General features: G+C 56.0%; 11 protein-coding genes. 5 read left to right on the top strand and 6 right to left on the bottom strand.

Annotated features, from left to right (window positions below; all coding sequences use genetic code 11):
* Positions 1-47: 47 nt before the first annotated feature.
* Positions 48-1,523: a glucose-6-phosphate dehydrogenase gene (gene zwf, locus ABLV64_RS25310; RefSeq protein ID WP_004203394.1), complete on the bottom strand. Its 1,476-nt coding sequence runs from the start codon at positions 1,521-1,523 to the stop codon at positions 48-50.
* A gap of 10 nt (positions 1,524-1,533) precedes the next feature.
* Positions 1,534-1,683 (bottom strand): hypothetical protein, encoded by a 150-nt coding sequence (locus ABLV64_RS25305; RefSeq protein ID WP_032425929.1) that lies wholly within the window; start codon positions 1,681-1,683, stop codon positions 1,534-1,536.
* Between the two features lie 159 nt (positions 1,684-1,842).
* Between ABLV64_RS25305 and ABLV64_RS25300 the strand changes: the two genes are divergently transcribed.
* Both ABLV64_RS25300 and pyk read left to right on the top strand, forming a co-directional pair.
* On the top strand, positions 1,843-2,748 hold the full coding sequence (locus tag ABLV64_RS25300; RefSeq protein ID WP_072096624.1) for a MurR/RpiR family transcriptional regulator: 906 nt from the start codon (positions 1,843-1,845) through the stop codon (positions 2,746-2,748).
* A 125-nt stretch (positions 2,749-2,873) separates the two neighbouring features.
* Positions 2,874-4,316, top strand: coding sequence for a pyruvate kinase (pyk, locus tag ABLV64_RS25295; RefSeq protein ID WP_002911440.1), 1,443 nt, complete (start codon positions 2,874-2,876; stop codon positions 4,314-4,316).
* Positions 4,317-4,374: 58 nt separating this feature from the next.
* On the opposite strand, the gene ABLV64_RS25290 is transcribed toward pyk, so the two are convergent.
* Positions 4,375-5,709 (bottom strand): 2-hydroxycarboxylate transporter family protein, encoded by a 1,335-nt coding sequence (locus tag ABLV64_RS25290; protein ID WP_004203396.1) that lies wholly within the window; start codon positions 5,707-5,709, stop codon positions 4,375-4,377.
* Positions 5,710-6,125: 416 nt separating this feature from the next.
* Here ABLV64_RS25290 and ABLV64_RS25285 point away from each other — a divergent pair, with 416 nt between their 5' ends.
* The 3 genes from ABLV64_RS25285 to dcuR all read left to right on the top strand — a co-directional run bounded on the left by ABLV64_RS25285 (position 6,126) and on the right by dcuR (position 9,591).
* Entirely contained in the window at positions 6,126-7,073 is a 948-nt protein-coding gene (locus ABLV64_RS25285) for an AEC family transporter (protein ID WP_064177658.1), read from the top strand.
* Between the two features lie 62 nt (positions 7,074-7,135).
* Positions 7,136-8,821: an NAD-dependent malic enzyme gene (locus ABLV64_RS25280; RefSeq protein ID WP_004203398.1), complete on the top strand. Its 1,686-nt coding sequence runs from the start codon at positions 7,136-7,138 to the stop codon at positions 8,819-8,821.
* Positions 8,822-8,874: 53 nt separating this feature from the next.
* Positions 8,875-9,591 (top strand): two-component system response regulator DcuR, encoded by a 717-nt coding sequence (dcuR, locus tag ABLV64_RS25275; protein WP_017900216.1) that lies wholly within the window; start codon positions 8,875-8,877, stop codon positions 9,589-9,591.
* Between the two features lie 30 nt (positions 9,592-9,621).
* Here dcuR and lpxM read toward each other — a convergent pair whose 3' ends face one another.
* The 3 genes from lpxM to znuA all read right to left on the bottom strand — a co-directional run bounded on the left by lpxM (position 9,622) and on the right by znuA (position 12,990).
* Positions 9,622-10,593 carry a lauroyl-Kdo(2)-lipid IV(A) myristoyltransferase gene (lpxM, locus tag ABLV64_RS25270; protein ID WP_017900217.1) on the bottom strand — a complete coding sequence of 324 codons (972 nt, stop codon included), beginning with the start codon at positions 10,591-10,593 and terminating at the stop codon, positions 9,622-9,624.
* A gap of 117 nt (positions 10,594-10,710) precedes the next feature.
* Positions 10,711-12,030, bottom strand: a complete 1,320-nt coding sequence (mepM, locus tag ABLV64_RS25265; protein WP_004203403.1) for a murein DD-endopeptidase MepM — start codon at positions 12,028-12,030, stop codon at positions 10,711-10,713.
* 15 nt (positions 12,031-12,045) lie between these two features.
* Positions 12,046-12,990, bottom strand: coding sequence for a zinc ABC transporter substrate-binding protein ZnuA (gene znuA / locus ABLV64_RS25260; protein WP_186384242.1), 945 nt, complete (start codon positions 12,988-12,990; stop codon positions 12,046-12,048).
* Between the last annotated feature and the right edge of the window lie 4 nt (positions 12,991-12,994).

Raw genomic sequence — 12,994 nt, 5'->3', positions numbered from 1 at the left:
CAGATCATGTTACCGGTAAAATAACCCTGACGGATAAGATCGCGAGCTTACTCAAACTCGTTCCACGAGCGTCCATCGCGGGTGATCATGGCCACCGAGGCCACCGGTCCCCAGGTCCCGGCCTGATACGGTTTCGGCGCATCGCGGTCGGCCGCCCAGGCTTCGGTGATGGAGTCCACCCACTTCCATGCCTCTTCCACTTCATCGCGGCGGACGAACAGCGCCTGGATACCGCGCATGGTCTCCAGCAGCAGACGTTCATAGGCATCGGCCAGATGCGTCTGGTTGAAGGTTTCGGAGTAGCTCAGATCCAGCTTGGTGATCTGCAGGTTGTGCTTATGGTCAAGGCCCGGCACTTTGTTCAGGACCTGGATATCCACCCCTTCGTCCGGCTGCAGACGAATGGTCAGCTTGTTCTGCGGCAGCTCCTGCCAGGTCTCTTTAAACAGGTTCAGCTCCGGCGTTTTGAAGTAAACCACCACTTCGGAACATTTGGTCGGCAGACGTTTGCCGGTACGCAGATAGAACGGTACGCCAGCCCAGCGCCAGTTATCGATATCAACGCGGATCGCCACGAAGGTTTCGGTGTTGCTGGTTTTGTTCGCCCCCTCTTCTTCGAGGTAGCCTGGCACTTTTTTGCCCTGGGCAAAGCCGGCGGTGTACTGGCCGCGAACGGTTTTCTCGCGCACATTGGAGCGGTCAATACGGCGCAGGGATTTCAGCACCTTGACCTTTTCATCACGGATGCTGTCGGCGCTGAGATCGGACGGCGGCGACATGGCAATCATGCACAGGATCTGCAGCAGGTGGTTCTGGATCATGTCGCGCATCTGTCCGGCCTGGTCGAAGTACCCCCAGCGCCCTTCAATGCCTACCTCTTCCGCGACGGTGATTTCCACATGATCGATGGTACGGCAGTCCCAGTTATTGACGAACAGAGAGTTGGCAAAGCGCAGCGCCAGCAGGTTGAGGACTGTCTCTTTTCCGAGGTAGTGGTCGATACGGTAGACCTGGCACTCTTCAAAAAACTCGCCGACCTGATCGTTGATTTCCCGCGAGGTTTCCAGCGAGGTGCCCAGCGGTTTTTCCATAACCACGCGCGCAGGCTTGGCATTGAGCTTCGCTTCGCCCAGACCTTTACAGATGGCGCCAAAGGTGCTCGGCGGCATGGCGAAATAGTTGATGGTGACGCGATTTTTTTGGTCCAGCATGTCACCCAGGCGGGTGAAGCCGCTGGTGTCATTGACGTCAAGATTACAGAACTCCAGGCGGCCGCTCAGGGAATCCCACAAACCTTCATCAATTTTTTCCTTCATGAAGGTTTCCAGCGCTTCGCGCACCACTTTGGTGTAAGCCGCTTTATCCCAGTCGGCACGGCCGACGCCAATGATCCGGGTGTCGGCGTGGATCTGGCCCGCCTTTTCAAGCTGATACAGGGAAGGCAACAATTTACGCCGCGCCAGGTCGCCCTTCGCGCCGAAAATGACCAGGTCGCATGCCTGGGCCGTTTGCGTTACCGCCATGTCATTCTCCTCAGTTGATAGTCTGGTGCTTTTGCCAGGCTATATTTGTAATTTTCTTACACTGCACTGTACTGTGTTTACCTGTTTCCCGAAAGCCTTCCCCTCCGTTTGCAGCGGGAAAACCGCACAGGGTGAAAACATTCGGCGATGATTTAGGCATTTGGCTGATATTGTTCGTTGTTTGTACCTGTTTCAGGTCAGTAAAATACGACTCTGATCATGTAATGAAAAAAAACAACATTTTTTCCCGTCATTCCTCACCGCTTGCGCTTGCGTAGGGGTATATTCTTGCTAAAACGCCCGATGATTTCACCCATTAATGAAATCGTTTCCATTGATGAGCGCCCTGTTACTAATGAACATGCTGGAAAAAATCCAGTCCCGACTGGAACACCTTAGCAAATCTGAACGCAAAGTGGCGGAAGTGATCCTTGCCACCCCCGCGCAGGCCATTCATTCGAGCATCGCCGCCCTCGCCCTTGAGGCCGGAGTGAGCGAACCGACCGTCAATCGCTTCTGCCGTAGTCTCGAAACCCGCGGCTTTCCTGACTTCAAACTGCATCTCGCCCAGAGCCTTGCGCACGGCACGCTCTATGTTAACCGCAATGTTGATGAAGACGACAGCGTTGAGTCATACACGGGAAAAATATTTGAATCGGCCATGGCGAGTTTAGATCAGGTCCACCATTCTCTCGACATGTCGGCGGTGAATCGTGCGGTGGATCTGCTGACTCAGGCAAAAAAAATCGCCTTTTTCGGCCTCGGCTCCTCGGCGGCGGTCGCTCATGACGCGATGAACAAATTTTTCCGCTTTAACGTGCCGGTCATCTATTCCGACGACATTGTCCTGCAACGCATGAGTTGTATGAATTGCGATGACGATGATGTGGTGGTGATTATCTCACATACCGGAAGAACCAAGAGCCTGGTAGAGCTGGCGCAGCTGGCGCGTGAAAACGATGCCATGGTGATCGCTCTCACCTCCCCCGGCTCGCCGCTGGCCCGGGAAGCCACGCTGGCCATTACCCTGGATGTGCCGGAAGATACCGACATCTATATGCCGATGGTCTCGCGTCTGGCCCAGTTGACCGTCATTGACGTGCTGGCGACAGGCTTTACCCTGCGCCGGGGGGCAAAATTCAGAGATAACTTGAAGAGGGTCAAGGAAGCGCTGAAGGAATCGCGTTTTGATAAAGAACCGTTCGTACCCAGTGATAATCAATAAAAGTTGTTAACAAGCAGTACCCCATTACACCTTCGATAACGATCCGGCTGTGCGACGTTGCAGGCTGGCGCTACCGAATCCATGTTCACGCAACACCAAAGTTGTATCAGTCAACGGAGTATTACATGTCCAGAAGGCTTCGCAGAACCAAAATCGTTACTACCTTAGGCCCGGCAACTGACCGCGATAACAACCTGGAAAAAGTTATCGCCGCGGGCGCAAACGTAGTGCGTATGAACTTCTCTCACGGCACCCCGGAAGATCATCAGCTCCGTGCCGATAAAGTGCGTGAGATTGCGGCAAAACTGGGCCGTCACGTGGCCATCCTCGGCGACCTCCAGGGACCAAAAATTCGCGTATCGACCTTCAAAGAAGGCAAAATTTTCCTCAACGTCGGCGACAAATTCCTGCTCGATGCCAACCTCGGCAAGGGCGAAGGCGATAAAGAGAAAGTCGGAATCGACTATAAAGGCCTGCCGGCGGACGTCGTGCCTGGCGATATCCTGCTGCTCGACGATGGTCGTGTGCAGCTGAAAGTCCTCGAAGTTCAGGGGATGAAAGTCTTCACTGAAGTGACCGTTGGTGGCCCGCTGTCCAATAACAAAGGGATCAACAAGCTCGGCGGCGGCCTGTCTGCCGAAGCGCTGACCGACAAAGACAAGGCCGATATCGTCACCGCCGCTAAAATCGGCGTCGACTATCTCGCCGTCTCCTTCCCGCGCTGCGGCGAAGACCTGAACTACGCCCGTCGCCTGGCGCGCGATGCCGGCTGTGATGCGAAAATCGTCGCCAAAGTCGAGCGTGCGGAAGCCGTCTGCGATCAGGACGCCATGGACGACGTGATCCTCGCCTCCGATGTGGTGATGGTTGCCCGCGGTGACCTTGGCGTCGAAATCGGCGATCCGGAGCTGGTGGGCATCCAGAAAGCGCTGATTCGTCGTGCGCGTCAGCTGAACCGTTCCGTCATTACCGCCACCCAGATGATGGAGTCGATGATCACCAACCCGATGCCGACCCGTGCGGAAGTCATGGACGTGGCCAACGCCGTGCTGGATGGTACCGATGCCGTGATGCTCTCCGCGGAAACCGCTGCCGGCCAATACCCGTCCGAAACCGTGGCCGCGATGGCGCGCGTGTGTCTGGGCGCCGAAAAAATCCCGAGTCTCAACGTCTCCAAACACCGTCTGGACGTCCAGTTCGACAACGTGGAAGAAGCGATTGCTATGTCGGCGATGTATGCCGCCAACCACCTGAAAGGCATCACGGCTATCATCACCATGACCGAATCAGGCCGCACCGCGCTGATGACCTCGCGCATCAGCTCCGGTCTGCCAATTTTCGCTCTGTCCCGCCACGAGCGCACCCTGAACCTGACCGCCCTCTACCGTGGGGTGACGCCGGTGTTCTTCGACAGCCAGAATGACGGGGTGGCCGCTGCGCACGATGCCGTCAATCTGCTGCGGGACAAAGGCTACCTGGTCTCCGGCGATCTGGTGGTTGTTACCCAGGGTGACGTGATGAGCACCATCGGCAGCACCAACACCACGCGTATCCTCACCGTCGAGTAAGCCTCGGTGTCTACCTGCCAGCGATACGGCTGGCAGGTTTTTTTTGCCCTCCGGCAGGCTACACCATCCAGCTCAGTAATAGCGTCGCGGCGATCACCGTCGACGCCCCGCCGATACGCGTCGCAATCTGTGCAAACGGCATCAATCCCATGCGGTTTGAGGCCGAGAGAATGGCCACATCCCCCGTTCCGCCTAACCCGCTGTGGCAGCTGGTGACAATGGCGGCTTCCACAGGATACATATTTAGACGTGAAGCGATAAAGAACCCGCTCAGCGCCATGGCAATGACAATTGAGCCGCACACCACGACGTAGCCAACGGAGAAGACCGATACCACGCTCTCCAGCGGTACATACAGCATGCCCAGGCCGATCATCAGCGGCCACACCAGCGCGGCGGAGACGAACTTGTAGCAGCTGTGCGCCCCCAGCTCCATCGCCGCCGGGATAACTTTGGTATATTTGCAGAATACCGCCGCCAGAATCATCAGCACCGGCCCCGGAATATGCACCACCTTCTCCAGCAAGCCGCCGACAATGAAAAAGGCGCAAATCATCAGCAACCCGGCGCCCATGAGCTGAAAATCGGTCGGCTGCGTACTCTGATTCTGCGCAAAGACGCTGTTATCTTCATGGCTGCGGATCAGTAGCCCGTTGCCGGACAGCGCCGGGCGACGGGCGCCCATGCGGGCCAGAAAGCCGGCGCAGATAATGGCGAAGATGTTACCCACCACCGCCGCCGGCGCCAGCTGGGCCACGTAGACATCAGGCGTCTGCCCGAGGATCGCCGAATAAGCCAGCGACAACGGCAGGATCCCTTCGCCAATGCCGCCGCCGATAATCGGCACAATGATAAAGAAGAAGGTGTGATACAGACTGTAGCCGAATAAGCTGCCCACCAGCAGGCCGGTGGCGATTGCCGCGCCGGTCCCAACCACCAGCGGGACAAACATGCGCACCATCCCCTGGATCAGAATCGTGCGGTTCATTCCCAGGATACTGCCGACCACCAGGCAGGCGATGACGAAATAGAGGAGATTGGCCTCCTTCATCAGCAAATGCACGGTATCGAGCGTATGCGCTTCAAACACGCCAAAGTAGACCAGCACTGAGGGCATCATCAAACACAAAATCGCCGGACCGCCAATATCTTTTAACACCGGCACCATGCGGCCAATTTTCGCCAGCGCGAACCCCAGGGTCATGATGACCGCCAGTCCGCCAATCATGTTTTTTGGCAACAACCCCGCGCCCGCGGAGAGCGCCACTATCGCGGCGATACCGATAAACAGCGTTAACGGCACAGCGCCGACTTCGATATTGGTGAAAAGTCGAGTCGCTTGCCCGTTCGGCAATGTTTTATCTATCGGTTGGTTGAGTGAATTATTTTTCATATTTTTACCTGAATAATAAAGAGGTCACGTAGGGTCAGGATGCAATATTAAAATTGCGCAGCACTATGAATTCAAAAGCGCTAAACGCCGTATCAACTAAATACACCGAAACGGTAACACAGGACTTTAAAACTAAAAACGACAACCGTATTAACGCTGTCGGCTTTGTGACTGAGCCATAAAGTTTATTTTAAGTAATTTAATTTATTATCACGAAGCTAAAGTTATCGCCCGCTAAAATAATTATTCCTGTTAATGCAACCCCATGATTTAATCCTCTTTTCCCTATTTGTAACTAAAGTAGCCAAGGCGAAATTATTTAAAGCCAGATGACTGTGATGGCTATCACCTTTTAAATATTAGGGGATCGTTAGATTGGCAGCACAACAAACCGATAATATATGTCAGGACCTTTTATGCCTTCACTGCTCTTGCAATCTCTTTTCCCGTTGGTATTTATCATGCTGCTCGGATGGCTTAGCGGCAAACTCGGCTATACTCGCCGTGAGGACGCATCCGTTCTCGCCACGGTAGTTATCCGCTTTGCGCTTCCTTTTCATCTTTTTATCGGCGCATTACATACCAGCCCGGATAAAATAAAAAACTTCACCTTTATGGCGGTGCTGGTTATCGGTCTGATGGGGTCGTATTTTCTTACGCTACTGATCTCGCGCTATGTTTTTCGTCATGATATTAAAACTAGCGCGATTCAGTCGCTGGTTTGCGCCTTCCCCGATATGGCCTACTTCGGCGCTCCCGTGCTGGCGGTGCTGATAGGTCCGGAGGGCTTTCTCGGGGTGCTTATCGGAAACCTGGTGACCAGCGTGTTGATGATCCCTCTGACCATCATCCTGATCCGCATGGGAGACCAGCCCGGAGACGCTGGGGCTCCCCAGCTCCACGCCGGGCACTTGATCCTGCAAAACCTGCTGAAAGCCGTGAGAAACCCCATTGTCTGGATCCCCATTTCCGGCGTACTGCTCAGCCTGGCCGGGATCCAGCTGCCGCATCTGCTCAGCGTACCCGTTGAAATGGTGGGTAAAATCGCCGGCGGTCTGTCACTCTTCGCCCTTGGGCTGCTGTTTTACGGTGAACGTCCGACGGTCAATATTCAAACCTGCACCAACATCAGTATTAAAAACCTGATCCAGCCGGCCATGATGGCGCTGGCCGGGCTAGCCTTTGGGCTCAGTCATACCCTGATGCAACAGGTTATTATCATCGGCGCGACGCCTTCCGCTATCGCGGCAGGGATGTTTGCCCTGCGCAGCGATACCTATATTGAACCCGCCTCATCTTCTATTTTGCTGGGCACCGCCATCGGCGTGGTCACCGAAGGCGTCATGATTTATCTCATTTCGTAATCACGGAAATAAAATACCTAGACATCAGGCAACGTTTTAATTTGATATTCAGGAGTCATGTCATGTTAGCCACAGAAACCTTATACACCCCCTATAATGGTGCCGTCCTGCTGGAAAACCCGTTATTAAATAAAGGCCTCGCGTTTACGGAAAGCGAACGCACAGCGTTTAATCTTCAGGGACTGTTACCGCACAATGTGGAAACCATTGAAGAACAAACCGAGCGCGCATGGGGCCAGTTTTGCCAGTTCAAAAAAAGTATTTCGCGCCATATTTATCTCAGAAATATTCAGGACACCAACGAGACGTTATTCTATAACCTGCTGCGCAGCCATATGAAAGAGACGCTGCCGATTATTTATACCCCGACGGTGGGTGAAGCATGCGAACATTTTTCAGAAATATATCGCCGAGGACGCGGCCTGTTCATCTCCTGGCCCAACCGTCACCATATTGACGAGATGCTGCAGGGATTTTCCCGCAACGATATCAAAGTCATCGTGGTGACCGATGGCGAGCGTATTCTGGGGCTGGGCGACCAGGGGATTGGCGGGATGGGGATCCCCATCGGCAAACTCTCGTTATATACCGCCTGCGGGGGTATTCATCCGGCATCAACGCTGCCCATTATGTTAGATGTCGGTACCAACAATCCGCAGCATCTGGAAGATCCGCTGTATATGGGCTGGCGACATCCGCGCATCAGCGACGAGCAATACCTGGAGTTTATGGACATGTTTGTCCATGCCGTTCAACAGCGCTGGCCGAATGTCTTGCTCCAGTTTGAAGATTTTGCCCAAAAAAATGCCACGCGACTGCTCAACCGCTATCGACACCAGCTGTGCTGTTTTAACGATGATATTCAGGGAACCGCCGCCGTGACGTCGGGGACGCTGATCGCCGCCGCCGCCGCCGCCGGGACGCCGCTCCGCGATCAGCGGGTGGTTTTCCTTGGCGGCGGTTCGGCCGGATGCGGCATTGCGGAAAAAATCATTGCGCTGATGGTGGATGATGGGCTCTCAGAGACGGAAGCACGCCGCCGCATCTTTATGGTTGACCGCTTTGGTCTGCTGACTGATCAGATGCCTAATCTGCTCGATTTTCAGCGCGAGCTGGTCACCCCCCGAGCCAGTATCGCCCACTGGGATACCGAGGCGGCCCAGCTGTCGCTGATGGATGTCGTACGCAACGTCCACCCTACCGTGCTGATCGGCGTGTCAGGCCAGCCGGGGCTGTTTAGCGAAGAGATAGTGAAAGAGATGCATCGGCACTGCCCGCGTCCGATTATTATGCCGCTCTCTAACCCCACTTCCCGGGCCGAGGCCCAGCCGAAGGATCTGCTGGAGTGGACTCGGGGTAGCGCGCTTATCGCCACCGGCAGCCCGTTCGACCCCGTCTTCTATGACGGCAAAACCTACGACATCGCCCAGTGCAATAACGCCTATATTTTCCCCGGTCTGGGGCTGGGGATCCTTGCCAGTAAAGCCGAGCGCGTCACCGAAGCAATGCTTATCACCTGCAGTAAAACGCTGGCCGCCCACTCGCCTCTGGCGACCCGCGAAACCGGCGGGTTGCTGCCGCCGGTAGAAGAGATCGAAATGATTTCCCGGGCCATTGCCGCTGATGTCGCCCGCGCGGCTCAGCAAGACGGCGTAGCGCCGCAGATTGACGAGGTGCAACTGGCGGCGAATATCGATAAAACCTTCTGGCGAGCGCGCTACACCGCGTATAAACGTTCGTCATTGTGATCGCTCATCTCGCGGGAAGCCGGCAGGCTTCCCGCCACTCGGGGGAACTACTCATGTTCAATGTGCTGATTGTCGATGATGATCCCATGGTGGCCGAACTGAACCAGTTATTTATCAGCCGGGTAGCTGATTTTCACTGCTGTGGAGTAGCGGCGACGATCGCCGACGCCAAAGCGATGCTAAGCCATCTGGCGCAGGTCGATCTGCTGCTGCTGGATGTCTATATGCACCAGGAGAGTGGCCTGGACCTGCTGCCAGCGCTTCGCGCTGATGGGCGGAATATTGACGTCATCATGATGACGTCCGCTGCCGATGCGCTCACCGTCCAGACGGCACTGCGCTATGGCGTGGTTGATTACCTGATTAAACCGTTTCAGTTGTCGCGCTTTGAGGAGGCGCTGCGGACCTGGCGCAATAAACGCGATGCGAAGCAAGCGAAATCCTGCTACGCCCAGGCGGATATCGACACCCTGCTACGCCGCGGGGTTCTGCAACAGGACGGTCCCCGCCGCTTGCCGAAAGGGCTGACGCCGCAAACGCTTCGCCTGGTGTGCCGGTGGATAATCGCGCATCAGGCGCGGGATTTTTCAACCAATGAGCTGGCGGCGGCGCTGCAGATCTCCCGAGTATCGTGCCGCAAATACCTGATCTGGCTGGAGCAGATCAACGTGCTCTTCACCAGCAATCACTACGGCATCACCGGCCGCCCGGAGTATCGCTACCGGCTTGTGGCCGAGAGCGTGATGTTGCTGACGCAATATAGCCAGTGAGCCTGGAATGCCCACTGGCGCGCTTGCAGTCTACTTCTTAGGGTACAGCTCTTTGCGTTTGTAGGGCTCTATTTCACCCGGCTTGCGCGTCTTCAGCAGCTTCAGGATCCAGGTGTACTGCTCGGTGTGCGGCGTAACAAACACCTCCACCTCTTCGTTCATCCGCCGGGCGATTGTTGTATCGTCAGCGTCCAGCAGATCGTCCATCGGCGGGCGCACCAGCACCGTCAGGCGATGCGTCTTGCCATCGTAGACCGGGAACAGCGGAACGACGCGGGCGCGGCATACCTTCATTAAGCGGCCAATCGCCGGCAGGGTGGCCTTATAGGTAGCGAAGAAATCCACAAACTCGCTGTGCTCGGCGCCGTGATCCTGATCGGGCAAATAGTAGCCCCAGTAGCCCTGGCGCACCGACTGAATAAACGGTTTGATCCCGTCGTTGCGCGCATGCATCCGTCCGCCAAAACGACGACGCACGGTATTCCACACGTAATCGAAGACCGGGTTGCCCTGGTTGTGGAACATCGCCGCCATCTTCTGCCCGCCGGAGGCCATCAGCATCGCCGGGATATCCACACCCCATGCATGCGGGACGAGGAAAATCACCTTCTCGTTATTGCGCTGCAGCTCGTCGATGATCGCTTTACCCTGCCAGTCGACGCGGGCGAGAATTTTCTGCGGATCGCGCAGGCCCAGCTCGGCCATCATCACCATCGCCTGCGGCGCCGAGGCGTACATGGCGTCGATGATCGCTTCCCGCTCGTGCTCGCTTTTTTCCGGGAAGCAATACAGCAAATTAATCTGCGCCCGGCGGCGCGAGCTTTTCGCCAGACGCCCGACCAGACGACCGAGTTTGCCGAGGAGCGGATCGCGGAAGGATGGCGGCGTCAGCGCAATACCGGCGAAGGCAAAAACACCCAGCCAGGCGCCCCAGTAGCGCGGCAGTAAAAAAGATTTTTCAAACTTAGGGATAAACTCAATATTATTTTTTTTCGTTTCCATGCCCAATCCGCAGATCGACTGCTTAATCAAGATAATGGGATAGTGTAGCGAGACGTTGGGTATCCTACAAAAGAAAAAGCCGGCGCCCTGGGGCACCGGCTTTCCACTGACCGGTGGTTAGTCAAACCGCAGCTGCGGAACGACCTCTTTGACCTGCGCCAGATAATCGGTACGGTCGGAACCGCTCAGCCCTTCGGTACGCGGCAGTTTCGCCGTCAGCGGGTTGACCGCCTGCTGGTTGATCCACACTTCGTAGTGCAGGTGCGGCCCGGTAGAGCGTCCGGTATTCCCCGATAGCGCAATACGATCGCCGCGCTTCACTTTCTGCCCCGGCTTCACCAGCAGCTTACGCAGGTGCATGTAGCGAGTGGTATAGGTACGGCCGTGGCGGATTGCCACGTAATACCCGGCGGCGCCGCTGCGCTTGGCCACCACCACTTCGCCATCGCCCACTGCCAGCACCGGCGTTCCCTGCGGCATCGCAAAATCGACGCCACGGTGCGGCGCGACGCGCCCGGTGACCGGATTCAGACGACGCGGGTTAAAATTAGAGGAGACGCGGAACTGACGCGCTGTCGGGAAGCGCATAAAGCCTTTCGCCAGCCCTGTCCCGTTGCGGTCGTAGAATTTACCGTCTTCGGCACGGATGGCAAAGTAGTCCTTCCCGTCGGAGCGCAGACGCACGCCGAGCAGCTGGCTTTGCTCGCGTTTGCCGTCAAGCATTTCGCGGGACATCAATACCGAGAACTCATCGCCTTTCTTCAGCTTACGGAAATCCATCTGCCACTGCATGGCCTTGATCACCGCGCTGATTTCCGTGCTGGTCAGCCCGGCATCGCGCGCGCTGGAGACAAAGCTGGCGCCGACGGTGCCCTTCAGCACGCTGTTGACCCAGTCGCCTTTCTGCAGCTCGCTGCTCATTTTAAAACCGTTATCCACGCGGGTGTAGGTGCGGGTTTCGCGGCGGGACATCTCCCAGGTCAGACTCTGCAGATCGCCGTCGGCGGTCAGGGTCCAGGAGAGCTGCTGGCCAATCTTCAGATTACGCAGCTCTTTATCGGCGGAGGAGAGCTGGGCGATATCACCCATATCGATACCGTACTGATTCAGGATGCTGCTGAGGGTATCGCCGGTCGACACCACGTATTCGTGCCCGCCGGCATCGCTATCGGCTTTTTCGTCGAGTTCATCCTGAGGAATGGCTTCTTCTTCCTGCGGGGCCTGATCGATCGGCTCGGAGGCTTCCGGCAGCAGGGAGCGGATCTCGCTTTTTTCCAGCTCAATGGTTCTGACGATGGGGGCGGATTCCGGGTGGTAAATGTAGGGTCGCCAGACGGCGACCGCTAAGGTAAGAACGCTAAGCGACCCCAGCATAACGCGATGAGGTCGTGGCAGATTGTTAAATGCCTGAGTGACAGCGCGGGCTATCTGTTGCACGTATTCACTTCCTCGTTAATCTCCTTTCAGGCAGCTCGAATACTGATTTGCCAGTTGGGTGAGGAATTGCGGGTAACTCGCTTTACCCAGCTTAATTCCGCTACCCAGTGGATCCAGGGTCCCCATGCGCACAGACGTGCCCCTGGCAACAGCTTCGATAACCGCTGGCCTGAACTGTGGCTCAGCAAAAACGCAAGTGGCTTTCTGCTCAACCAGTTGTGTTCTGATTTCGTGTAAACGCTGCGCACCAGGCTGTATTTCAGGGTTGACGGTAAAATGCCCCAGCGAGGTTAAACCGTAGTGTTTTTCAAAGTAACCGTAGGCGTCATGAAAAACGAAATAGCCCTTTCCTTTCAGCGGTGCCAGCTCATTGCTAACCTGCTTGTCGGTCGCCGCCAGCGCGGCCTCGAACTGCTGCAGGTTGCTGTCGAGTTTGGCTCGACTCTGCGGCATAAGTTCCAATAATTTATCGTGGATTGCAACCGCCGAAAGCCGCGCTATCTCTGGGGATAACCACAGATGCATATTGTAGATACCGTGATGGTGATCGCCGTCACTTTTTTCCGCTGCGCCATGGTCATGACCCTGATGATCGTCATCATCGTCAGCGCCGGCGATCAGCAGCGGTTTAACCCCATCCAGCTCAGCGATGGTCACCTTTTTATTCGCCGCAATGCTTTGCGTCGACTTATCCATAAAGGCTTCCATTTCCGGACCGATCCACACCACTAAGTCTGCGTTCTGTAAGCGTTTTACATCGGAAGGACGCAGGGAATAATCATGCTCAGAGGCACCATCGGGCAGCAGCACCTGGGTGTCGGTGACCCCATCTGCGATGGCTGCTGCGATAAAGCCCAGCGGTTTCATGGAAGTCACCACGGCGGCGCTGGCCTGCGGTACCTGTGCGAACAAAAAAACAGCGCTAAGTCCAGCGCAAAGAAGCGTATTTTTATGTAACATAATG

Origin of the sequence: Klebsiella sp. JB_Kp031 (assembly GCF_040064295.1) — a bacterium.
Classification (GTDB): domain Bacteria; phylum Pseudomonadota; class Gammaproteobacteria; order Enterobacterales; family Enterobacteriaceae; genus Klebsiella; species Klebsiella quasipneumoniae.
The sequence above is the reverse complement of the archived record's forward strand: the minus strand, read 5'-3'. Positions and strand labels throughout refer to the sequence as shown.